This window comes from Spirillospora sp. NPDC052269, from assembly GCF_040679435.1.
Classification (GTDB): Bacteria; Actinomycetota; Actinomycetes; order Streptosporangiales; family Streptosporangiaceae; genus Spirillospora.
Window position 1 is genome coordinate 40758 of sequence record NZ_JBFAUU010000026.1, and the last position, 23613, is coordinate 64370.

General features: G+C 71.3%; 19 protein-coding genes, 1 tRNA gene and 1 pseudogene. 4 read left to right on the forward strand and 17 right to left on the reverse strand.

Features of this window, described 5'->3' with window-relative positions:
* Nucleotides 1-145: 145 nt before the first annotated feature.
* From AB0L06_RS39130 to AB0L06_RS39185, 12 genes and pseudogenes are all read right to left on the reverse strand, one after another.
* Nucleotides 146-1468 carry a LamG domain-containing protein gene (locus AB0L06_RS39130; RefSeq protein WP_500236312.1) on the reverse strand — a complete coding sequence of 441 codons (1323 nt, stop codon included), beginning with the start codon at nt 1466-1468 and terminating at the stop codon, nt 146-148.
* Nucleotides 1465-2034, reverse strand: coding sequence for an RICIN domain-containing protein (locus AB0L06_RS39135; protein WP_500236313.1), 570 nt, complete (start codon nt 2032-2034; stop codon nt 1465-1467). Before AB0L06_RS39135 ends, AB0L06_RS39130 begins: the two co-directional genes overlap by 4 nt.
* An 835-nt stretch (nt 2035-2869) precedes the next feature.
* A pseudogene (locus AB0L06_RS39140) lies at nt 2870-3552 on the reverse strand (IS5 family transposase); the annotation flags it as partial.
* Between the two features lie 448 nt (nt 3553-4000).
* The gene (locus AB0L06_RS39145; RefSeq protein WP_500236299.1) at nt 4001-4441 is read right to left on the reverse strand and encodes an HNH endonuclease; all 441 of its coding nucleotides are present in this window, start codon (nt 4439-4441) and stop codon (nt 4001-4003) included.
* 25 nt (nt 4442-4466) lie between these two features.
* A tRNA-Asn gene (locus AB0L06_RS39150) sits at nt 4467-4537 on the reverse strand.
* A 145-nt stretch (nt 4538-4682) separates the two neighbouring features.
* Nucleotides 4683-5681: a hypothetical protein gene (locus AB0L06_RS39155; RefSeq protein ID WP_500236315.1), complete on the reverse strand. Its 999-nt coding sequence runs from the start codon at nt 5679-5681 to the stop codon at nt 4683-4685.
* Between the two features lie 161 nt (nt 5682-5842).
* Nucleotides 5843-6058, reverse strand: coding sequence for a hypothetical protein (locus AB0L06_RS39160; protein WP_500236317.1), 216 nt, complete (start codon nt 6056-6058; stop codon nt 5843-5845).
* A 69-nt stretch (nt 6059-6127) separates the two neighbouring features.
* Nucleotides 6128-6757, reverse strand: coding sequence for a GAP family protein (locus tag AB0L06_RS39165; protein ID WP_500236318.1), 630 nt, complete (start codon nt 6755-6757; stop codon nt 6128-6130).
* A gap of 164 nt (nt 6758-6921) precedes the next feature.
* Nucleotides 6922-7902, reverse strand: a complete 981-nt coding sequence (locus AB0L06_RS39170) for a GNAT family N-acetyltransferase (protein ID WP_500236319.1) — start codon at nt 7900-7902, stop codon at nt 6922-6924.
* A 148-nt stretch (nt 7903-8050) separates the two neighbouring features.
* Nucleotides 8051-9031: a methylmalonyl Co-A mutase-associated GTPase MeaB gene (meaB, locus tag AB0L06_RS39175; RefSeq protein ID WP_500236320.1), complete on the reverse strand. Its 981-nt coding sequence runs from the start codon at nt 9029-9031 to the stop codon at nt 8051-8053.
* Complete coding sequence (gene scpA / locus AB0L06_RS39180) at nt 9028-11250, reverse strand: methylmalonyl-CoA mutase (RefSeq protein WP_500236322.1); 2223 nt, start codon at nt 11248-11250, stop codon at nt 9028-9030. Before scpA ends, meaB begins: the two co-directional genes overlap by 4 nt.
* Nucleotides 11247-13067, reverse strand: a complete 1821-nt coding sequence (locus AB0L06_RS39185) for a methylmalonyl-CoA mutase family protein (RefSeq protein WP_500236324.1) — start codon at nt 13065-13067, stop codon at nt 11247-11249. Before AB0L06_RS39185 ends, scpA begins: the two co-directional genes overlap by 4 nt.
* A gap of 232 nt (nt 13068-13299) precedes the next feature.
* On the opposite strand from AB0L06_RS39185, the gene AB0L06_RS39190 reads away from it, so the two are divergent.
* Nucleotides 13300-14406 carry a carboxylate-amine ligase gene (locus AB0L06_RS39190; protein WP_500236326.1) on the forward strand — a complete coding sequence of 369 codons (1107 nt, stop codon included), beginning with the start codon at nt 13300-13302 and terminating at the stop codon, nt 14404-14406.
* 95 nt (nt 14407-14501) lie between these two features.
* Here the strand turns inward: AB0L06_RS39190 and AB0L06_RS39195 are convergent, their stop codons facing one another.
* Nucleotides 14502-14897, reverse strand: coding sequence for a hypothetical protein (locus AB0L06_RS39195; protein ID WP_500236327.1), 396 nt, complete (start codon nt 14895-14897; stop codon nt 14502-14504).
* 224 nt (nt 14898-15121) lie between these two features.
* Here AB0L06_RS39195 and AB0L06_RS39200 point away from each other — a divergent pair, with 224 nt between their 5' ends.
* From AB0L06_RS39200 to AB0L06_RS39210, 3 genes are all read left to right on the forward strand, one after another.
* Nucleotides 15122-15901, forward strand: coding sequence for a polysaccharide deacetylase family protein (locus tag AB0L06_RS39200; protein WP_500236328.1), 780 nt, complete (start codon nt 15122-15124; stop codon nt 15899-15901).
* Nucleotides 15902-16038: 137 nt separating this feature from the next.
* Nucleotides 16039-17076, forward strand: a complete 1038-nt coding sequence (locus AB0L06_RS39205) for a YncE family protein (protein ID WP_500236330.1) — start codon at nt 16039-16041, stop codon at nt 17074-17076.
* 25 nt (nt 17077-17101) lie between these two features.
* Complete coding sequence (locus AB0L06_RS39210; protein ID WP_500236332.1) at nt 17102-18307, forward strand: alpha/beta hydrolase; 1206 nt, start codon at nt 17102-17104, stop codon at nt 18305-18307.
* 81 nt (nt 18308-18388) lie between these two features.
* Here the strand turns inward: AB0L06_RS39210 and AB0L06_RS39215 are convergent, their stop codons facing one another.
* The 4 genes from AB0L06_RS39215 to AB0L06_RS39230 form a co-directional block, all read right to left on the reverse strand.
* The gene (locus tag AB0L06_RS39215; protein WP_500236334.1) at nt 18389-19624 is read right to left on the reverse strand and encodes a glycosyltransferase family 4 protein; all 1236 of its coding nucleotides are present in this window, start codon (nt 19622-19624) and stop codon (nt 18389-18391) included.
* 395 nt (nt 19625-20019) lie between these two features.
* Nucleotides 20020-21252 carry a L,D-transpeptidase gene (locus tag AB0L06_RS39220; RefSeq protein WP_500236336.1) on the reverse strand — a complete coding sequence of 411 codons (1233 nt, stop codon included), beginning with the start codon at nt 21250-21252 and terminating at the stop codon, nt 20020-20022.
* Nucleotides 21253-21462: 210 nt separating this feature from the next.
* A complete protein-coding gene (locus AB0L06_RS39225; protein WP_500236338.1) occupies nt 21463-22650 on the reverse strand; it encodes a L,D-transpeptidase in 1188 nt (395 codons plus the stop codon).
* A gap of 131 nt (nt 22651-22781) precedes the next feature.
* On the reverse strand, nt 22782-23606 hold the full coding sequence (locus AB0L06_RS39230) for a VC0807 family protein (RefSeq protein WP_500236340.1): 825 nt from the start codon (nt 23604-23606) through the stop codon (nt 22782-22784).
* Nucleotides 23607-23613: the final 7 nt, after the last annotated feature.

A 23613-nucleotide genomic window follows, 5' to 3' on the forward strand; every position in this document is an offset into this window, starting at 1 on the left:
GTCCAGAACCCCCTGGGCGGACTCTTCGCAGCCTCTTCGGCAAGAACAAGGGGTGAGCGATCACTCTCAACCCACGGATCACATCGGCGACCCATGGCCGTGCGATGAGCGGGCCAGGTTTCGCGGCTCACTCATCGGTGCGTGACTAGTCGTCGGTGTAGGCGAGGGGCAGTTCTGGATTGTCTTGGTGGGTCTCCGGATCTATCGGGTTGCTCAGGGGGCTGACCTCGTCCTCGGAGAGCACCCCCTTGGTCACCCACACGTCGTCGACCATGCCCGAGAGATATTCACGGAAGGGATCGGTGTCGCCGGTCTTGCCGTCGACCAGGCCGCGACCGATCTGCAGCAGTCCCGTCGCCTTGAAGATCGACAGGCCTGAGGTACTCGACGCGAAATCGGTCGGGTCCTCTTCGGCGCCGTTCAGAAAGAGCGACACCGTGTGAGTCGGGGCGTCGTATACCAGGGACAGAACGTCCGGCCCGTCGTTGCTGCAGATCCGGCGGGCGGACACGTTGCGCACCACCGCCGGGGCCGTCGTGGCGCCTTCCAGACTGGTCACGGGCTCCCAGCCGGCGATGCTGGGGCCGAACGTCGCCGGGTCGTCGTAGTCGGGGTCGCACGGACGCTCCCCGACCTTGGGGTTGTAGCGAACGCGGAACGTGCTCTGCTTGTCCCCGGCTACCGACAGGGCCGTCATCGGCGCCGTCGGCTTGGCCGCGTCCACCATCGCCGTCACCGTGAAGCTGCCGTCGGCGTCGACCACCGGGCCTGAGGCCTGCGCCCCGGCCCCGCCCACCTGCTTGCCGCCGGGGACGAGGCACTGCTTGTTCGGGATCTTGCGGTTGTTCCCGGCGGCGATCTGTGCGCCGCCCTTCAGCGTCAGCGCGTTGCCGGGCCCGGAGTCGCCGCTGACCGTGCCGTTGGAGCCGGGCGGACCGTTGAGCTTCCAGCGGGCCTGCACCGTCGGGCGGTACCAGGCCTCGACCTGCGCGGGGGTGACGGCGTGGTCGAAGGCCCAAATGTCGTCGATCTCTCCGTTAAAGTAGTCGGTCGGGCCGCCGTGCCAGAGCGTGCGGCCGAAGGCGAACTTACCGCGCTTGGTGAGGTTCCATCCGCTCATGTCCACGTCGACCGGGGCGCCGGCCGGCTTCCCATCGACGTAGAGGCTGATCTTGCCCTTGCCGTCCTTATTGGGCACCTCGAAGACGCCAACCAGCTGCGTCCGCTGCCCGACCTTGACCTCGGACGCGGAGTAGGTCGCCCGAATCTGCGCGTTGGGATCGTCGGTGAGCCGGACGACCACGCCCCACTTGTTGGTCCAACTCGACTGGCCGCGGTAGCCGCCGACGTACTCCAGCTGGAACGCAGCCTCGCTGTGCCCGTCCTGGCTGGTGACGGTCTGGTGCCCCTCGTCCTTGCCGAGCTTCGCCCAGGCCACAACGGAGTAGCTCTTGACCGGATCGATCACCGAAGCGCGGTCTCGGCGTAGCCCACGGTGTTCGCGTCACCGTCGGAGTTCAGTTTGAGCGCCGTCGATCCGGTTCGGGCCTCGACGCCGAGCGTGTGGTCGGTGCCGCCGAGGACGGCGGTGTTCACCGAGGTGAGCTTCCAGCGCTGGGCGGCGTCCCCGCTGCAGGTCCACTGCAGGACTCGGGCGCCGTCCCCGGTGGACGATTCCCACACCTCCACGCACTTGCCGCTGCGCTTGGAGACGATGTCGACGCCGTTGTCCTGCTTGACGATGTTCCAGAGCTGACCGACGGCGTCGTAGCAGCCCCACTGCCAGACCTCGGCGCCGTCGCCGTCCGCGCCGACGTCGGCGCACTTCCCGCTGTTCACGTTGACGAGCTTGTAGTCACCGTCGCTCACCTCGCGCAGCGTCCACTGCTGGCTGGGCTTGGCGTTCAGAACGGGTTCCATCTGCCCGTTCGGCAGGGCATTGACCTCCCACTGCGAGGTCAGCAGTGAGGAAACCTGGACCGGCTTGCCCGTCTTCCTCGCGGCGGCCAGCGCCGCATCCTGAGTCGTGGCCACGCCGGGAGATTCGTCCGCATGCACCACCTCCGCCGCTCCGGCGAACGGAACGGAGGGCAGGGTCAAGCCGAGAATCGGCGCCATCCCTCCGGGGACCAGTCGCAGACGGCGTCTGGTCGGACCACCACCCATACTCCGGACACACCACCGCAAAGGACGCCAACCGGCCACAGACACCCCAGGAAAGTAAGCGCAACGTAAAGCGGGCTAAAGGTAGCCGTGCGCCGCGATCACTGGGAAGACCCAGTCCCTGGGCCGACTATGACTTACATCACTAGGCCAATTAGCCTCAGGCTGCACTCAACGACCACTCAGCCAGGAACGATATCTCTCTGAACTGCGAGGACTTGGACGTCGAACTCGACCACGAAGACTGGACCAATCTGCCTGGCAGGCGAGTCCAGCCAGGACTCATTCACCCCAGCGAAACTGTCGTGATCTACGTCACCTTCAAGGAAGGTAAACCGGAGATCGACAGGACGCGTCCCTAACAGCCCTCTTGACTGATTCCTAGGTCAGTGACTACATAAGGTCATGGCCAGAATTCATTGCGTGCGTGGACCCGAGCATTGGAGAACCGCCACGGCGCTGCTTCTGCGCGCAGCCAGTTCGCGGGCGCCCTCAGTGTTCGCCACGCAGACTTCTGCCCCGTTCGGAAGAGCGCCCCCCAGATCGCGAGGGCCGAGAGCTGGGTGCCCTGTCCGCCCGTCCAGGGACCCACGCAGCGGCCGACCTGGAGAATGAAAATGAGCCCCAGCGAGCTGGGTAGGCCCGAGTGAGCAACCCGCCGTCACCGGGACGCGCACTCGTGGTGTCAGCACCGCGAGACCCGCCAGTGGAACAGGCCGATGGCGCGTTCGACGACGTAGCGGTGGACACCTAGACCTGAGCCGTGGTCGGTTCCGCGGCGGGCGATGACCGGTTTGATGCCCCGCCTCCAGAACAGCCGCCGGTATTCGTCGTGGTCGTAGCCGCGGTCTGCCAGCAGGCGTTTGGGTCTGGAGCGAGGGCGTCCGACCCGGCCGCGGACCCGCAGGACCTTGTCCAGCAGCGGCAGCAGCTGGGTGACATCGTTGCGGTTCCCGCCGGTCAACGTCAGCGCGAGCGGGGTGCCGTGACCGTCGGTGAGGACGTGGTGTTTGGAGCCCGGCCGTCCGCGGTCGGCCGGGCTCCGTCCGGTTTTGGGCCGCCCTTCATCGCCCGCACGTGAGAGCTGTCGATCACCGCCCTGGACCAGTCCAACTGGCCGACGGCCTGCAACTCCTCCGGCAGCGGGCAATGCAGACTCGTCCACACTCCGGCCCAATGCCACTCGGCCAGACGACGCCAGCACGTCATCCCCGACCCGAACCCCAACTCCTGCGGCAGGAACTCCCACCGGATCCCGGCATGCAGGACGAACAAGATCCCGCACAACACCTTCCTGTCATCCAACCGGTTGCGGCCCGCATGACGCTTGCGCCGCTCGACCTTCGGCAGCAGCGGCTCGATCCGCTCCCACAGGCTGTCAGGCACGATCCACGGGGGTTGCTCGCCCTCATGCACCCACCCACACCACACCCGCCCGTCACCACATGTCGCGCTACATACACATCTTGTTATGGCCTCTAAGTCCAGCCTGGCAGCCCACGTTTGTGACGCACCACTTCAAGCGCGAACGGACTGGCAGGCCATTCGGTACGCCACTGCTCTTCTGCGTCGACATCCAGTGAGCGGCCGGGAGATTGCAACAACCCGTAGCGCAAATGGAGCGGCAGGATGACCACATTCATCGGCGCCATCGGTTCCGTGCGCGAGGCGGTGCGTTGCCCAGACCAGCACAGCAACCTCCCCGATGGACGGACCGTTCGAGACGCCGGCGTCTGGCGAAGGTCATCACGACACCGCCTCTGGCATCCGCGGCTCTGGCGCCCGTGTCTTGGGCAAAGACGCCAGGCCACCAGATGTGTGTCGGTGAACGGCGTGGTCAGAGGGAGACGAGTTCCTCCCAGTGGGGGATGCGGGGCTTGAGACGCAGGGGCAGACCCGCTTCGGACGGGGTGCGGTCGGCCTTGCGGTTGTTGCAGCGGCCGCAGGCCAGGACGGTGTTCTCCCAGGTGTCGCCGCCGCCGCGGGACTGCGGGAGAACGTGGTCGATGGTGTTGCCGCGTCCGCCGCAGTAGGCGCAGTGACCGCGGTCGCGCAGGTAGACGCCGCGCTTGGTCCACGGAGGCCGCCTGCCGTGGCGCCAGCGCATGGCGACGTAGCGGACGAGACGGAGCACCCTCGGCACGGGGAACCGACCGATGGTGCGCCCCTCCTCCGCCTCCTCGACGACCGCCACCTCACGCACGAGCATGCGTATGGCGTGCCGCAGATCCACTTTTTGTAAGGGCTCATAGGACGCGTTCAGCACGAGCACGTTCACCGCTCACCTCCCCGACCACGTGCAGCTCCCCCACCAGGACTCGAACCTGGATTTCCGCATTAACGGTGCGGCGTTCTTCCTTTGAACCACAAGGGAATGGACTGCAAATTCCTCAGGACTCCGGCATTCCGGAGCCCGAGAACAGCCTGCCTACCGCGCCCACCCCACAGCAACGGGTTTTCCACCTGCCTCCCCGACCTCACGTCCCTGGGCCCACACCCTCCCCCTCACGTCCCCAGACTCACAACGGAGGGCGGCTCGTATAAGGAAGGGGGCGTGGCCGGGGAGGTTGGTGAGTGGGACGGAGTGGGTGGACGCCGGGGCAGGGCGGGCAGCGGGACGCGTTGGTACTGAGAGGTCGGATGTGGGTGCGGTGGGAGCGCCGCGGCCTGGGTTCGCCACCACTCGGACGCGGGACGGCGGTCGGCGGGACGGCTTCCAGCGCGGTCTCGCAGGCGGGGCAGGGAGTGGTCGCGGGGATGAGCCTCACGATGACGGACGGGCCGAGAGCGGTGGGGAGACCCCAGAAGCGGAGGACGTCGGTGGTGGCGCATCGGGTGAGGGGGCCCGGCAGGGGCGTGACGGAGCCGGCGGACGGGTGGTCGTCGAGGGTTCGGAGCGTGGGGTGGTGCACGGTGGCCAGGCGATAGGCGAGACCGCGGACGAGGTTGGCGGCCAGGTGGATGTGGCCGAGCGGAGCACTGCGGGCGGAGATCTCGGGGAGGCCGAAGCGGTGGAGGCCGGCGGTGTCGGCTCGGATGAGTCCGTCGCCGTCCGGGGAGATGAAGACGCCGACCCAGCCGTGGGCCAGGACGAAGCCGGACGGCTCGGGCTCGGCGCCCAGCACCTGGCCGGAGTCGAGGTCGGCGAGGACGCCGTCGACCGCGGTGGCGACGGCCCGGGCGAACAGGCGGACGGCCTGCAGATTCGCCGGAAGTGAGGCCCTGCTCGGACGAGCCTCGACCAGGCGGTGGAAGGGGGCGTCCAGCGCTCGGGCCACCTCGGACTCGAGACCGGCGCAGGCGCGGAGAGGTTCCGTCCAGATGGACGGGCTGGGCAGGGGCGGGCCCAGCAGCGGAAGGTCGCCCGTGTCCAGGAAGCGCTTCGCCCGAACCCGCAACTCAGGATCCGCGGTGAGTTCCGGGAAGAGGGCTCGTAGGGCGGACGGGGCCGGAGCCTCAGGCGTTGCGGACGCGATCAGGAAACGGGCGGTGAGGCGGGCGGATCGGGGTGACGGCATGTGCTGCTCCCAGGTCGGACGCCCCTCTCGCGGGGCGCTGTCCAACCAGGGTGGCCACTCCGACCGGCGGTTCGAAAGTCACCCGCGAACCTGTGGATAACTCGAACCTGACGCTGGCCGCCAGGCCCCGGACAGCCCTCCGCAGGGCCCCGCCCCATGTCCTAGAACGCGAACCAGAGGATGTGACAGCATTCGGAGCACACCATGCACGTGGCGTTCTTGTTCGCCCAGGCGAGGTCCATGAACTCCATGCCGGAGGTGTTGAGTTTGTAGTACCTACGGTCGAACAACTCGTTCTGGCACACCGGGCAGGACAGCCTCTGTCCGTTGGGCAGGGAGTAACGCTTGGGGCCGCCGCGCCCCTTGAAGAGCTTCACGAGCAAGGAGGATAGGGCCAGGTCAAGCCCGCTTCGTCCGCTCTGTCTCGCGTGTGCCGTGCATCGGGCTCACGCCAGGATGAGGACGATGAAGATCAGGCAGCAGAAGATGTTGACCAGCCAGCTGTGGGTGTCCATCCAGTCCCGCACCGCGGGCATGGCGCGCTCCGCCCGCCGCCCCAGCAGCAGCAGGCCGAGCAGGGGCAGGGACGCGATCAGGATGGTGGCCAGGATGAACACCGCCGCCGAGCCGAACCCCTCGTGGTTCTGCTCGAGGTTGGCCCCGACCGTCAGCATCACCATGACGTCCGACGGCATCAGCAGGATGATGAGGAAGCCGGTCTTGAAGGCTTTGCGGGGATCGGCGTGCATCAGCCCCTCGAGCCATTTGGGCGGCTCCGACGTCGCCCGCGTCAGGTAGTTCCTCAGGATCAGGAGCACCAGCAGGGCGACCAGCACATATTGGATGATCTTCCCCACGGACGAGTTGTCCGACTCCTTGCCCAGCGAGACGTTGCTGCCGAGCAGGTGGAACAGGGTCCGCGTGATCGCGATGCCCACGATCACCGCGAGGAGCACGCCGGCCAGGAACCCCACCGAGACCCGCACGGCCCTGGTGGTGGTCGTCAGGATGATCGCGGACATGATCTGCGGGCCGGCCATCATCGTGATGGCCAGCGGGAGCACTTGCAGGCTCACGATCCCCCCGATCGGTCCAGGGCGAGACGAGGTGCCGTCCGCCGGGACCCCGAAGCCGTGGACTCGCCTCACCGAGAGTCACGATACGGGAGAGATCAACGGGCTATCCGTTACGCGGCGTGTTCTTGGCCAGGGCGTGGTCCTTCTCCGTGGCGCTGTTGGCGTCAGAGGGCCGGAAGGTCGACGGCCGAGACCAGGTACTCGCGGGACTCGCGTTCGCGGCGGAAGCCGATCTCCTCGTTGACGGCGAGCATGTGCGTGTTGTCGCCGGAGTTGTCGGTCTCGATCTCGGTGACCTCGGGGCGCTCCTCGGCGAGCCAGGTCAGCATCGCGGCCTTGACCCAGATGCCGAGGCGGCGGCCGCGGTGCTCGGGGGCGACGGCGGTGTCGTACTGGGCGGCCCGTCCGGACGCGCCCGCCGGGACGACGATCTCGGTGAAGCCCGCGATCACCTCGCCCCGGACGGCGGCGACGGTGTAGAGGTCGTCGCCGCGCTTGGCGACCATCTCGGCCATCTCGCGGACGCGGTCGGCGTCCCAGGGCACGCCCTCGTACTCGGCGAGGTCGGCCATGGCGTGCTTGGCCTTCGCCAGCGCGCCCGCGTACGCGTCCGGGACGACGCCGCACCAGCGGACCAGGTCGTATCCGGACGGACCGGACGCGAGCAGGCCGTCCACCCGGCCGGGAGGCAGGTCCGGCAGCCGCAGCAGCAGGCCCTGGAGGGTGAGGACGAGCCGGAAGCCGTGCGCCTCGAGGAAGCCCACGGCGGGCGGACGCGCGAGGACCTGGGCGATGGCGCTGGTGCGTCCGTCGGCGCGCAGCGCGTCGGCGGCGACGGCGAGCAGGCGGGTCGCGACGCCGCGGCGCCGGTGCGCGGGGTGCACGTGGATGTCGATCTCGCCCGGACGGTCGGCCCCCGGCTCGCCGGGCAGCCGCAGGGTCGCGACGCCGATCATGTCCCGTCCGGACCGGACGGTCCAGAGGCGCTGCCGCGAGCCCTGCTCCGCGCCGAGCAGCCGGGCGGCGGTCTGGTGCTGCTGGGGGGCGGGCTCGCCGTCCGGCTCGGCGGCGTGCACGGCGGCGAGGACCGCGTGCCAGCCCCGGATCTGAGGGTCCGTCGGATCATCGAGCGCGATGACGTCCATCCCGACTTTGTACAGGATCCGGGCGGCCTGCGAGCCGGACGCGACCCAACCGATACGACGCGACGGGAACCCCGGTGCGCGGTTCGGCCCGGTCTCGGACGTCCCGTCCCCCGACGCGCCGCTCGGGCGGCGGCCGCGCCGCCGGAGGTCAGCGGGTGAAGGCGGCCAGGATCCGCTCGGCGGCGAGGGCGGGCGTGAGGGTGCCGGCGGCGACCTCGGCGTCGAGTTCCGGGGCGAGGTCGCGCACGGCCGGATGCGCGTGCAGTTCGGTCAGGAGGCGGTCCCGGACCATGGCCCACGTCCAGCGGACCTGCTGCTCGCGGCGGCGGCGGTCGAGCTCGCCCGAGGCGGCCAGCCGGTCCTGGTGGGCGACGAGGGCGTCCCACACCTTGTCCAGGCCGACGTTCTCGATGGCGCTGCAGGTCAGGACCGGGATGTCCGAGGCGCGCTCCTCGCTGCGCAGCAGCCGCAGCGCCCCGGCGAGCTCGCGCGCCGCGCGCCGCGCCTCCATCTCGTGCGGACCGTCCGCCTTGTTCACGGCGATGACGTCGGCGAGCTCCAGGACGCCCTTCTTGATGCCCTGCAGCTGGTCGCCCGTCCGGGCGAGGGTGAGGAACAGGAAGGTGTCCACCATCTCGGCGACGGTCGTCTCGGACTGCCCGACGCCGACCGTCTCGACCAGGACGACGTCGTACCCGGCGGCCTCCATGACGACCATGGCCTCGCGGGTCGCCTTGGCGACGCCGCCGAGCGTCCCGGCGGTCGGGGACGGGCGGATGAACGCGTGCGGGTCCACCGCGAGGCGGTTCATCCGGGTCTTGTCGCCGAGGATCGAGCCGCCCGAGCGGGTGGACGAGGGGTCGACGGCGAGCACGGCGACGCGGTGCCCGGCCGAGGTGAGGTTCGTCCCGAGGGCGTCGATGAAGGTGGACTTGCCGACGCCGGGCACGCCGGTGATCCCGATCCGGCGCGCCCCTCCGGTGAACGGGGCCAGCTCGGCCAGCAGCCGCTGCGCCAGCGCGCGGTGGTCCGGCCGGGACGACTCGACCAGCGTGATCGCACGGGCGATCCACGCGCGCGAGCCGTCCCGGACGCCGGTGACGTAGTCCTCCAGCGTCGGTCGCGTCACTCCCCGGACTCCCCCTGCCCATGGTCGACGTCGCCGTGGCCGAGGCGGGAGGCGAGGTCGCGCAGCAGGTCCTGGGCGGCCTCGGCCAGGACGGTGCCGGGCGGGAAGATCGCCGCGGCGCCCGCCTCGCGCAGCTCGGCGAAGTCCTGCGGGGGGATGACGCCGCCGACGACGATCATGATGTCGTCGCGGCCGAGCGCGGCCAGCTCGGCGCGCAGCGCCGGGACGAGCGTCAGGTGCCCGGCGGCCAGCGAGTTCACCCCGACGACGTGCACGTCGGCCTCGACCGCCTGGCGGGCGACCTCGCCGGGGGTCTGGAACAGCGGGCCCACGTCGACGTCGAAGCCGAGGTCGGCGAAGCCGGTCGCGATGACCTTCTGGCCTCGGTCGTGGCCGTCCTGGCCCATCTTGGCGACGAGGATGCGCGGCCGCCGCCCCTCGGCCTCCTCGAACGCGGCCGTCAGGGCGCGCGCCTGTTCGATCGCCGACACCTCGCCCGCCTCTTCCCGGTACACACCGGAGATCGTACGGATCTGCGCGGAGTGCCGTCCGTAGGCCCGCTCGAGCGCGTCGGAGATCTCCCCCACGGTCGCCTTGGCGCGGGCCGCTTCGATGGCGAGGGCGAGCAGGTTCTCGTCCAGGCCGGAGCCGCGGGTGCCCGCCTCGGCGGCGGACGCGGCGCGCGTCAGCGCCTCCAGCGCCGAGCGCGCGTCGTCCTCGGACCGCTCCTCGCGCAGCCGCCGCAGCTTGTCGATCTGCTGCGCGCGGACGGACGCGTTGTCGACCTTGAGCACCTCGATGCTCTCGTCGGCGTCCGGACGGTACTTGTTGACGCCGATCACCGGCTGGCGGCCGGAGTCGATGCGCGCCTGCGTCCGCGCCGCCGCCTCCTCGATGCGCAGCTTGGGCAGGCCTTCGTCGATCGCACGGGCCATGCCGCCCGCCCGCTCGACCTCCCGGATGTGGCCCCAGGCGCGGCGCGCGAGGTCGTAGGTCAGCCGCTCGACGTAGGCGGAGCCGCCCCACGGGTCGATCGTCCGGGTCGTGCCGGACTCCTGCTGGAGGAGCAGCTGGGTGTTGCGTGCGATGCGGGCGGAGAAGTCGGTCGGCAGGGCCAGCGCCTCGTCCAGCGCGTTGGTGTGCAGCGACTGGGTGTGGCCCTGCGTGGCGGCCATGGCCTCGACGCAGGTGCGGGCGACGTTGTTGAACACATCCTGCGCGGTCAGGGACCAGCCGGACGTCTGGGAGTGCGTCCGCAGCGACAGCGACTTGGGGTTCTCCGGGTCGAACTGCTTGACCAGCTTCGCCCACAGCAGGCGCGCGGCGCGAAGCTTGGCGACCTCCATGAAGAAGTTCATGCCGATCGCCCAGAAGAACGACAGGCGCGGCGCGAACGAGTCGATCGACAGCCCGGCGTCGCGTCCGGCGCGGATGTACTCGACGCCGTCGGCGAGCGTGTACGCCAGCTCCAGGTCGGCCGTGGCCCCGGCCTCCTGGATGTGGTAGCCCGAGATCGAGATGGAGTTGAACTTCGGCATCCGCCGCGAGGTGAACGCGAAGATGTCCGAGATGATCCGCATGGACGGCGCGGGCGGGTAGATGTAGGTGTTGCGGACCATGAACTCCTTGAGGATGTCGTTCTGGATGGTCCCGGCCAGCGCCTCGGGCGCGACGCCCTGCTCCTCGGCGGCCACGATGTACAGGGCCATGATCGGCAGCACCGCGCCGTTCATGGTCATGGACACCGACATCCGGTCCAGCGGGATGCCGTCGAACAGCTGCCGCATGTCGTAGATCGAGTCGATCGCCACGCCCGCCATGCCGACGTCCCCGGCCACGCGCGGGTGGTCGGAGTCGTAGCCGCGGTGGGTGGCCAGGTCGAACGCGACCGACAGGCCCTTCTGCCCGGCGGCGAGGTTGCGCCGGTAGAACGCGTTGGACTCCTCGGCCGTGGAGAAGCCCGCGTACTGGCGGATCGTCCACGGCTGGGTCGCGTACATGGCCGGGTAGGGGCCGCGCAGGAAGGGCGCCACCCCCGGCAGGGTGTGCAGGAAGTCGAGCGGGGCCAGGTCGTCGCCGGTGTACACCGACGGGACGGCGATGCCCTCGGGGGTCTCCCAGACCAGCGTCTCGTCCCCGGCGGCGGCGCGCCAGCGCTTGGCGGCCTCGTCGGCCGTGACGGGCGCGCCGAGCTCGATCTCGGAGAAGTCGGGGATCATCGGTTCACTCCCAGATCGGAGAGGGTGGTCGTGAGGACGTCCACCGCGTCGCATCCGGCGAAGATCCGCGCGTCGACTCCTTCATGGGAGCCCTTACCCGCGAGCCAGACCTTCGTCGCACCGGCGTCGCGCAGGGTGCGGGCGGCGTCCGCCGCCTGCTCCTCGTAGACCTTGTCGGACGAGCACAGGCACGCGATCGTCGCGCCGGACGCGGCGAACCCGTCGGGCGGGCCGCTGACGGTCTCGACGCCGCCCGCCTGGAACAGGTTGGCGGCGAAGGTGAGGCGGCCGGTGTGCGCGGCGACCGGGCCGAGCGTCGCCAGGAACACCTTCGGGCGGGCGCCGGTCGCGGCGTGGTGCGCGTCGGAGCGGTCCCGCAGCGCCTCGAAGTCCTGCCCGTAGGTGACCACCGGCAGTCCGCCGGTCTCCGGGGCGGACGGGGCGGGACGCCTTGCCGGCAGGTTCTCGCCGAGGTTCGGGAACTCGCTCAGGCCGGTCAGCGGCGCCTTCCGGTGGGCGACGTCGCGGCGGCGGCGCTCCCAGGTCCCCCCCACGCGCCGCGCGACCAGGCCGGACGCGAGCGCGGCGGCGAGCCCGCCCGCCTTCTCGATCTCGGTGAACCAGGACCAGGCGGCCTGCGCGAGGTCCTCGGTGAGGCGCTCGACGTACCAGGAGCCGCCCGCCGGGTCGACGACGCGCGCGAGGCTGGACTCCTCCAGCAGGAGCGTCTGGGTGTTGCGGGCGATGCGCCGGGAGAAGTCGTCGGGCAGGCCGAGGCGCGCGTCGAACGGCTGGACGGTCACCGCGTCCGCGCCGCCGACCCCGGCCGCGAAGGTCGCGACGGTGGTGCGCAGCATGTTCACCCACGGGTCGCGGCGGGTCATCATCGCCGAGGACGTGACGGCGTGGATCGTCGCGACCGTCCCGTCCGAGGCGCCGGACACCTCGGCGACGCGCTGCCAGAGGCGGCGCGCCGCGCGCAGCTTGGCGATCGAGGCGAACTGGTCGGCGTTGACGGCGAACCGGAACTCGATCTGGCCGAACGCCTCGTCCACGGTCAGGCCCGCGCCGGTGAGGACGCGCAGGTAGGCGACCCCGGCGGCCACGGCCGCGCCGAGCTCGTCGGCGTCGCCGCCGCCCGCGTCGTGGTAGGGCGTCGCGTCAACGGTGAAGGCGCGGACCTTCGGGAACCCCCGGACGCACCGGACGGCCAGCGCCGCCACGTCGTCCATGACCGCGGGCGCGCCGGTGCGGGCGGCCAGGCCCAGCGGGTCGGCGCCCAGGTTGCCGACGGGCTCGGTGCCGCGCTCGGCGGCCAGGGACAGGAACGCCTCGGCGGCCTCGCCGGTCTCCGCGCCCGCGTCCAGGACGACCGGGGCGAGGTTCAGATGGACGTCGCGGAGCACGTCCGGCAGCGCCGCCACCGGGACGCCGCCCGCGCCGAGCGTCAGCCAGACCGAGGTGGCCCCGTTCTCCAGGTCGGCCAGGATCGCCGCCCGGGTCGTCTCGGCGTCGGGGTGGCCGTGCCGCTGCCGGACGTCCCAGCCCGCGAGGCCCTCGCCCTCGGGCATGACCTCGCGCACGCGCGGGGCGAGTCCGGGCCGTCCGGGGGCGGAGTCCTCGGCGGTGTAGAGCGCGGCGATCGGGACGCCGTCGTAGGTCTCGTGGGCGAGCAGCCCTTCGATCTCGTCGAGGGGGGTGTCCTCGGACGCCGCGCCGGTTCTGCGCAGCACGCCCCGCACCATCTCCCGCCACCGGTCGCGTTCCGCCGGGGGGAAGGCGGCGGCCAGTTCGAGTTCTTCAGGCGGCACCGTCATGGCAGGGATGGTAGGCGAGCACCGCCCCCGCACCGACGACCGGGGTGCCCGCAGACACGCCTCGGGCGCCCCTAATTCCCGGGGCCGCAAACCCGAATCCCGGCCGGTTGACGTGACTCCGACCATGGGCGTGCAACCGGACGAAACGACACGTACCGTCAGATGTGACCGTCCGAGTCCGGCGTGGCCCCACCGGGCCGCGCCGAACCGGCCCCGGCACCGAGGTGGTGGGATGGCCCTCAGGTTCGGTATCGAGGAAGAGTATTTCGTCGTCGATCCGCGGTCCCGCCAGGTGGTCCCGCGCGCCGGGGCCGTCGTCGCCCGCGCGGCGGAGACCCTCGGCGACCGCGCGTCCGCGGAGCTGGTCTGCTTCCTCGCGGAGGCCAAGACGCCCCCGTGCGACGACCTGGACAAGCTGACCGAGCAGATCCGCGCGATGCGCGCCACGATGGCCGACGCGGCGCGCGCCGAGGGGCTCATGCTGGTCGCGACCGGCACGCCCGTCCTCGGCGACCTGCTCCCGCCGCCGATCAGCCCGGGGCCGCGGTACGCCGACAGCCTGGCCACCTACCGGGCGCTGGACGACGAGCAGTGCATCTGCTCCTGCCACGTCCATGTGGAGATGCCCGACCGGGCCCGCGCGGTCCAGGTCAGCAACCATCTGCGCCCGTGGCTGCCGACGCTGCTGGCGATGACGGCGAACTCCCCGTTCTGGGCGGGCCGCGACACCGGGCACGCCTGCTGGCGGGTCATGTCGTGGTCGCGCTGGCCGGTCGCCGGTCCGCCGCCGATGTTCGAGTCCCTCGCGCACTACGAGGACCTGATCGGCACGCTGCTCGGCTGCGGCGCCCTGATGGACCTGGCCACGGTGTTCTGGGACGTGCGCCCCTCCGCACGGCTGCCGACGCTGGAGATCCGGCTCGCGGACGTGGCGCTCGACACCGAGGGCGCCGCGCTGTTCGCCGCGCTCGTCCGGGCGCTGGCGCAGGTGGCGCTCACCGCCGTCGAGGCCGGGGAGGACCCGCCCGCGCCGTCCCAGGAGATGCTGCGCGCCGCGTACTGGCTCGCCGCCCGCGACGGGCTCACCGGACAGGGCCTGGACGTCCGGACGGGACGGCCCGCGCCGCTCTCCGACCTGGCCCTCGCCCTGCTCGCGCACGCGCGTCCCGCGCTCGACGACTCCGGCGACCTCGGCGTGGTCGAGGCGGGCCTGGCCCGGCTGCTGGCGGACGGCACCGGCGCGGACCGGCAGCGACGCGTGCACCGGCGGCGCGGGCTGCTCAGGGACGTCGTCGACGCGGCGGCGGTCGCCCTGCCCCGTCCGCCCGAGATCGGATGACCGTCGGACCGCCGAAAGAAGCCGGACCGCCGTAAGAAGAAGGAGCGGCACGGCCCCGGTAGGCCGCGCCGCTCCCGTCCAGGGCCGGACCCCGGTCACTCCGGCGAGTGGATGGTGATGCCGCTCCGCGTGCAGGACGTGCCCTTCGGGGCCGCGACGTGCCGGCAGGTCCAGCCGCTGAACGCCGCCGTGCCCGTGGGCGTCTTCTTCTGCGCGTAGACGCCGAACACCTTCTGGGCATGGACGCAGCTGATGCGGCCGGCCTTCACGCTGACCGTGCCGCACCTGGTTCCCGGCCCGACCAGCGGGCCGTCCGGCGGCGCGGCCTTGCCGCCCGGCTTGCCCGGGGCGGTCGACGGTCCGCCGGCCGGCGGACCGGACGGGTCGGCGCTGTCGGTGGGCGCGGCGCTGCTCGACGCCGGGTCGCTGGGCGACGCGTCCGCCGCCGCCTTCTTGCCGCCGCCCCCGCAGCCGGCGAGGAGCAGTGCCATGGACACCGCTCCGATAGCGACAAATCCTGACTTGTACACGAGATTCCCCTGTCTCCCGATTCCCCCGGGATCGTGATCAGCCGGGCCGTACAAGGCCCGCAGTAGAGCAGGGCATGGGTTAGTGACGGGTTAAGCACGGTGAGCAGCAGGAAAGGGCGTCACGGACACGCTTCGGAATCGAGTATTAACCGAGCGCTCATGTCCCTGGCCGTACGCTGGCGGTCGTGACGCTGGAGCGACGGAGCATCCTGGGCGTGGCCGCCGGAGCGCTGGCCACCGGTCTCGCCACCGCGTGCGGCGCACGCGGACGCCGGGCGGACGCCACTCGTCCGCCCGCCACCACGACCCCGCCGAACGACACGGGCACCCCGACGACACCCTCGCCCGCCGGGCCGGTCCACCTGGCCGGCGAGGTCACCCACGGGCCACGACGCGTCCCGCAGGTCGCGCTGACCTTCCACGGCGCGGGCGATCCCGCGCTCACGCGCAGGCTGCTCGCGGCATTCGCGGAGGGCGGCGCGACGGTCACCGTCCTCGCGGTCGGGACGTGGCTGGACCAGCGGCCCGAGGTCGCCCGCGCGATCCTCGCGGGCGGGCACGAGCTCGGCAACCACACCCTCAGCCACGGCGACATCACCTCGATGAGCCCCGAACACGCCTACGCCGAGATCTCCGGGTGCGCGGACCGGCTGCGCCGCCTCACCGGGTCGCCCGGACGGTGGTTCCGTCCGTCCCAGGCGCAGCACGCGTCCGGAATGGTCCGCGCCCAGGCCGCGCGCGCCGGGTACCACTCGTGCCTGTCCTACGACCTGGACTCGCTCGACAACACCGATCCGGGCGCGGACGCCGTGACCGGGACCGTCCTCGGAAAGGTCCGCAACGGCTCGATCGTGAGCCTGCACCTCGGCCACGCCGGAACGGTCCGGGCAATGCCCGCCATTCTGGACGGCTTGAGGCGCCGAGGCTTGAAACCCGTCACGGTCTCGGCTCTGCTTGCTTCATGAGCTGGTGTTCTCCTGCCGCGGGGCCGTCCCCGCTGATGCGCCTCTCCGTGGCGGTGTCGCTCTTATTCGGGCTGGTGGCATGTTCCGCTGAACGGCCGAGAGGACCGTTCGGACGCGGCGGACCCGACGGGCCCCCCATGCCGCTCCCGCCGTCGTCCTCGGCCACACCGGGCGACGACGGAACCGACGTGTACGCGCACGACCGGCCGGGGATGCTCAGCCCCGTTGTGAAGGACATGCCCGCCCGCGTGTACGTCCCCGACAGCAAGAGCGACGACGTGATCGTCCTGGACCAGAAGACCTTCAGGCAGGTCGACCGGTTCAAGGTCGGGCGCCTGCCGCAGCACGTCGTGCCGTCCTGGGACCTGAGGACGCTCTGGGTCAACGACAACGACTCGAACGACCTCGTCCCGATCGACCCGCGCACCGGCAGGCACGGCAAGCCCGTCTCCGTGGACGATCCGTACAACCTCTACTTCACCCCGGACGGCCGGTACGCGGTCGTCATGGCCGAGAGGAACGAGCGGGTCGACTTCCGGGACGCGCACACGATGAGGCTCATGACCTCGGTGAACGTCCCCTGCCGGGGTCCGAACCACGCCGACTTCTCGGCGGCGGGCGACTTCTTCCTCACCGCGTGCGAGTTCTCCGGGGACGTCCTGAGAATCGACACCGCCGGACGGCGGGTGGCCGGGTCGCTCAATCTCTCCCGCCGTGCCATGCCCCAGGACGTGAAACTGTCACCGGACGGTCGTACGTTCTATATAGCGGACATGGCGTCCAACGGCGTGTGGACGGTCGACGCGCGCACTTTCCGGAAAACCGGGTTCATCCCGACCGGGAAGGGAGCGCACGGCCTTTACGTCAGCCGGGATTCGCGGGTTCTGTACGTCTCGAACCGAGGGGAGGGCACGATCTCAGTGGTGTCCTTCGCCACGGGCCGGGTCGACCGGACGTGGCGGCTGCCGGGCGGAGGCTCCCCCGACATGGGTGGCGTTTCCGCGGACGGACGGGTGCTCTGGCTGTCGGGACGGTACGACTCGGTGGTGTACGCGATCTCGACCGTTGACGGGAGGCTGATCCGAAAGATCCGGGTCGGTGAGGGTCCGCACGGTTTGTGCGTCTATCCTCAGCCGGGCCGTTACTCCCTGGGGCACACGGGGGTACTGCGCTAGTAGAAAACGGGGATCGGGGATCGGCATGATCGGGCCGCAGAACGTACTGGTGTTCCTGCTGCTGTTGCTGGGGTTCGTCGGCGCCACCTGGTGGCAGTACCGCGCCGGGAGCGCCGCGCTGCGCTTCGTCGCGGCCTTCTGCGCCTTCCTCACGGCCGCCCTGTTCGGGATCGCCACGGTCAACCGCTACTACGGCTACTACCAGGGCTGGACCGACATCTACCGCGACATGGCCGACGACTCCAGCGGCGACGGACGCGGCGTCCCCGAGGTGAAGGCGTTCAGCGCCGGGTTCCCCAACGCGCACGGGCAGAGGGTGGCGGGCGGGCGCCTGGTGAACGTCCGGATGAACGGGCGGGCGAGCGGGCTCGTCCGGCAGGTGCTGGTCTACCTGCCGCCGCAGTACTTCGACCCGGCCTACGCCGCCTACCGGTTCCCCGCCGTGGAGCTGCTGCACGGCTCCCCCGGCACCCCCACCGACTGGACCCGGCACATCCCGGCGCCGCAGACGCTCGCGCAGTCCGTCCGGCAGCACCGGGCCGACCCGGCGGTGCTGGTCATGCCCGACATCAGCGGCGGGCGGACCCTGTCCGGGCAGTGCCTGGACGCCAAGGACGGCCCGCGCGACGAGACGTTCCTCACCCGCGACGTCCCCGACTACGTCTCCGGATCGCTGCGGGTCCGTCCTCCGGGCGACGGCTGGGGCCTGGCGGGCTACTCCGAGGGCGGCTACTGCGCGGCGAACCTGGCCCTCCGGCACACCCGCACCTACGGCGTCGCGGCGGTGCTGAGCGGCTACTTCCAGCCGCTGGCGAGCAACCGGACGCCACGAGGGAAGCGTGACCCGTTCGCCGGCGACCAGCGCGACCGCGACCAGAACACCCCGATGCGGGTCCTCGAGCGCATGGCCACCAGCGCGCACCTGCCGCTGTTCTGGCTGGCCTCCGGCTCGCAGGCGGCCACCGACACCTCCGCCGCACGAGGCTTCGCCGGGCTGCTCCGCGCGCACCGGCAGGTCGCCCCGCTGACCGTGCTGAAGGGCAGCGGCCACGACTTCCGGACGTGGCGCAACGCGCTGCGCCCGATGTTCCAGTGGATGACCGAGCACCTGACCGGCGGCGCGGGCACCGGCCCCGCCCCGTCCCCGACCCGCGAACCGCGCGCCGCCGGCGACCACCTCACCGGCGCGGCCCCGGCCGCCCGCCGCCCCCACACCTTCCTGGGCCGCTGACCCCGCACACCCCCGAGGAAACCGCACGCCGAGGACGGGGCGCTCCCGCGAGAGCGGCCCCGTCCGGGGCGGCGCGGTGGATCAGAGGTCCTGGAGGAGCTGGGTCCAGAGAGGGCCGATCCGGTCGAGGTGGTAGGCGTCGGTGCCGGCGGGGGCGGCGTCGCCGAGGCGGTCGCGCAGGTCGCGGTCGGACATGACGCGGTCGAGGGCGGCGGTGAGGGCGTCCACGTCGCGGGGCGGCACGAGCAGGCCGTTCTCCCCGTCCCGGATCAGGTCGGCGGGGCCGGTCGGGCAGTCGAACGAGACGACGGCCACGCCCTTGCTCATCGCCTCCAGCAGGACCATCGGCATGCCCTCGTACCGGGACGACAGCGCGTACACCGAGGCCTTCTCCAGCGCACGGCCCATGTCGGTGCGGCCTTTGAGCAGGACCTTGTCACCCAGGCCCAGCTCGGCGATCTGCGTGCGCAGCCGCGCCTCGCGAGCGCCTCCGCCGTGGATGTGCAGCCGCCACTCCGGATGCTTGTCGGCCAGTGGCGCGTACGCCGCGATGAGCATGTCGAAGCCCTTGGCGCGGACGAACCGTCCGGCGGCGAGCACCACGGGCGCGTCCCGAGGGGACGGGCCGCCGTTCAGGTCGGGCAGGGCGTTCGGGATCACGACGATCCGCACCGGCTTCCCCGGGAGGGCCTCGGCGAACCCGGCGCGCGCGGTCTCGGTGAGGGTGGTGAGGGCCGTCAGCCGGCCGTACCGGCGGCGTATCTCCGCGCGCACCGCGGGCCGGTATCCGGCCAGGTGGCGATGGTCCTGACCGATCGTGGCGACGCCCTTGGGGGCCAGCTCGGCGAGCAGCAGGTTCAGTGACGGGCGGGTGCCGACGAGCACGTCGGCGGGCCGTCCCAGGACGGCCCGCACGAGCAGCAGGTCCGTCCAGAGGCTCATCTGGCGGAACGTGGCCTCCTCGGGCTGGGTGAGGATGCTCGGCACGCGGCGGAGCAGGCGTTCCAGCCGTCCGGCGGACGGACCGCGCGGCGGTGGGCGGCGGTCGTCGACGAAGGTGACGCGCACGCCGTCCGGGACCGGGAAGAACGGCTCGTCCCGCGTCCGCAGCACGCTGACGATCTCGACGTCGTAGTCGCGGGCGAGGTGTCCGCACGTGGTCAGTACGGTGCGGATCGTCCCTCCTGTACCATTGGCGTGCTGAAGCAGAACGCGTATGACCGGACGCTCACCGTGGGCCGGACCTGGTCGCGTGCGTGCGATGAGGCGGAGCAGGACGAACACCGTCCGTCGCAGAAGGCGGTGCGCGATGTGCACAGGCCTCTTCAGCCGCGCTTTCCAGCTCCTGCGGCGCTTTTTGGTGGACCCGCCCCTGGCGGGTGCCTGCGCAGCCTGACGTACCACCATCCGAACTCCCCGGTTCACGGTAGATACGGTGCTACCGGGGGCCCATCCTGCTCGACCGGACGGCCTTGCCGGAGGGGTTTCCCCGACTCAGGCGCGTCACGCCCGGAATGCGACGTTTCCCTCGGCCGGCGCCCATCGCCGACCGGTTCGACTTCGGCCGGCATCATCCCGACCGCCATCCCCCGGCCGGCGCCCGCCGCCGACCGGTTCGGCTTCGGTCGAGCTCATGCCGACCGGTGTCCCGGGTCGGCGCCCGCCGCCGACCGGTTTCATCTCAGCCGGCGTCCGCGCCGGCGCCCGCCGTGTCAGCCGGCGGTGTTGACCTCCTGGCCGAGCGCGCTGCCGCGGAGCCACTTGGACCAGGACATCTGGTAGTAGCCCCAGCCGTTGTTCCAGGGCAGGTCGCGGTCGGTGCCGGTGATGACCACCGGGTCGCCGAGGTAGGAGAAGCCGTAGTACCACTCGGCCTTGCTGGGCGGGGAGTTCACGCAGCCGTGGCTGACGTTCTCGCGGCCCTGCGCCCACGTGGTGGCCGCCATCGAGTGGATGTACTCGCCGCTGTCGGAGATCCGGACGGCGAAGGGGATGACCTCCTTGTAGCCGCCGTTCGCCTTGTCGTCCGGCTTCACGCCCATCCACTCGGACGTCATGATGGCCGGATTCTCCTTGCCCATGGTCAGGTGGACGCCGCTGGTCGTCTGGTAGACGTCCACCCCGTTGCGGATCCGCCCGCCGCGGCCGGCGCTGATGCCCCAGCCGTTCACCTTGACGCCGTTCTTCTTCACCACGAGCCGGTGCGTCTTGACGTTCACGGTGACCATGTGCGCGTCACCGATCTTGAACGAGTGGTCGACGTCGGCCATGCCGTAGGTGCGCTTGCCCGACTTCACGCCGGACAGCTTGGCGGTGAAGGTGACCTTCTGGTTGGGCTGCCAGTAGGTGCCGTTCTTGGTGCGGAAGACGACGTGCTGGTCGTCGGTCCACTTCCAGGCGCCGACGGACGGCTTCTCCGAGCGCACCTGGAGGGCCTTCTCGACGGCCTTGCGGTCGCCCACGTCCCGGTTGAAGGTCACCATGATCGGCATGCCGATGCCGACCTTGCCCGAGCTCGGGGTGACGTCGGTGATCTCCAGCTCGTTCCCGGCCTTGACCGTGCCGAACGAGCTGCTGGCCGACGCCGTCTTGCCCTTGGGGCTGCGCGCGGACGCCTGGACCTGGTACTGCGCCCCGGGACGGAGCGTCCGGGACTGCCAGGTCGTCTTGTCCGCCGACATCTCGCCCTCGACGGGCTTGCCCTTGCGGGTGACGGCGACCTGGTCCAGGGTGCCGCCGGCGACCTTCACCGTGACCCCGGCGTCCGGGGCCGCGCGGCCGTCGCCGTTCCCCGGCGTGATCGTCAGCTGCGGCGCCCCGGCCTCGGCCTTGCCGTCGACGTTCGTGCCCTCGTGCTTCTCACCGCCGCCGCATGCCGTCAGCGCCAGCGCCAGCGCGGTCAAGCCCGCGCCCGTCCGCACCCCCGCGGTGAGCGTCCGCCCCACGTCAACCTCCAGAGACCCCCGCTGTATTGCGGAGACATTAGCGACAATTGTCGCCAATGTGGGGCTTGATCGGTGCGTTCTTTTGGTCCGAGATCAAAGTGTTGCAAAACCCCCGGGGTGTACCCGGGGGTATTGCGGGGTTCGAACGGCGGCGGGGTTCGAGCAGGTCGCGGGCCCGGGGGCGGCGGAATCCGAGCGGGCCGCGGGGGCTCAGGAGAGGGCGCTGCCCGACTTCCACTTGTCGAAGGACATCTGCCAGAAGCTCCAGCCGTTGTCCCATTCGACCTGGCGGGTGCTGCCGGTCAGGTTGAGCACGTCGCCGCGCTGAGCGATCTCGTGGTACCAGCGCGCGTTGGCCGGGCTGAGGTTCAGGCAGCCGTGGCTGGTGTTGGCCGAGCCCTGGATGCCGACGTTCCACGGCGCGGAGTGGGTGTACTCGCCGCTGTTGGAGAACCGGACGGCCCAGTCGACCTCGGTCTTGTAGTAGCCGGGGTCGCCGGGCTTGCGTCCCGGGGACACCATCGTCACGTGGCCCTCGGCCCCCATCAGCAGGTGGACGCCGCTGGTGGTGGTGTACTCGCGGGTCGACCCGTTGCCCGCGCTGAACGGGATGTGGCGGATCTTCTTGCCGTCCCGGTACACGTTCATGCTGTGGGAGGAGATGCTCCCCTTGGTGATCTGCTCGGCGCCGATGTGCATCGTGGCCTCGGAGTCCTTGGCCCCGTACACGCCGTGCCCGATGTCGATCCCGGCGAGCTTGGCGTCCACGCGCACCTTCTGGTGCGGAGCCCAGTACGTCTTGGTGCGGTAGACGACCTGGTCGTCGCCGATCCAGCGCCAGGCGCCCTCGACCGGCTTCTCCGGCGTGACCGTCAGCGCGCGCTCGACGGCGGCCTTGGCCGACCGGTCGGTGACGGCGCGGTTGAAGCGCACGAAGACCGGCATGCCGACGCCGACCTTCTCCCCCGCCTGGTTGGGCGTGATGTCGACGACCCGGAGCGTCTTGCTCGGCTTGAGGGTGCTGAACCGGCTGGTGACGCTGACCGGCTTGTCGCCGCGCCTCCCCTGGGCGGTCACGGTGTAGTCGGTGCCGGGGACGAGCGTCCGGGACGACCGCCAGCTCTTGTGGTCGGCCGCCAGCTCTCCGTCCACGGCCGCGCCGCCGCCCTGGAGGGTGACGCTCTCCAGCGTCCCCGAGGTGGCCTTGACCTCGACGGTCCCGTCGGGCTTCACGGCGGTCGCGCCGTCCCCGGGGGTGACGGTCACGGGGCTGGACGATTCGGCGGCGAGCTGCCCCTTCGCCGTTCCGTCACCGCTGCCGCCGCCGCACGCCGACGCCAGGACGAGCACCGCCCCGGCCCCCGCGACCGCGGCAACACCCAAACGCCCCTTCACCATGCAAATCCCCCCAGATCCCCCAGATGGCGTACAGAAGGAGAATTTATCGGAGATTCGGGCATGATCCGAACGGGATCACGGCCCGCCCCGAAGGGCGGAACCGCGTGCCGGACGGCGGATCGGGCGGGGTCTCAGGCGGCGGCGGGGCGGGCGGTGGCGGGCTCGGCGTCGACCCGTCCGACGCAGCGCTTGAAGCCCCAGACCGAGGCGGCGACCGCGACCGCGCCGATCGCGGCGACCAGGGACGTCCGCACCCACAGGAACACCGTGATCGACTGGTTGAGCAGCATCCACAGGCTGATCGCCGCGTTCGCCAGGAAGACCGACGACCACAGCAGCGACACCCGCGAGAAGAACCGCCGCACCCGGACGTGCCGCAGGAACGGCTCGGGCATCGGGACCATGTCGGTGGCGAGTTTCTGCGCCAGCGGACGCCGCAGCGGCACCGACCCGAGGAACGCGATGCTGACCATCAGCGTCCCGAGCGTCGGCTGGAGGAAGTACACGACCGCGCTCTGCGTCGCGGCGGCCAGCCCGGCCCGGACGGTCACGCCGACGGCCGCGAGCATCAGCATGCCCGTCACCCCGTGGCCCCGCGCGCACCGCCAGGCGATCCCGCCGTAGACCCACGCCACCGCGGCGACGAGGCCGCCGTTCAGCCCGAACAGCGCGAACGCCGCGTAGAACACGGCGACGGGGGCGATCACACCCTCCACGAACCGCGGCGCGGCGTGCCGCAGCAGCACCGCCAGCCGGGGCAGTTCGAAGCCGTGACCGACGGCGTTCCGCTCGAAGCGGTGACCGACGGGGTTCTGCTCGGCACCGCGACCGTCGGGGGCGCGACCGTCGGGGGCGAGCCCGCCGCCGGCGCCGCGTCCGGCCAGGGCCCGGCGAACGGGCGGGGGTTCCCCGGCCGCGTCCGGGCCGGCGCCCCCTTCTGCCACGTTCTCGTGCATCGAGCCT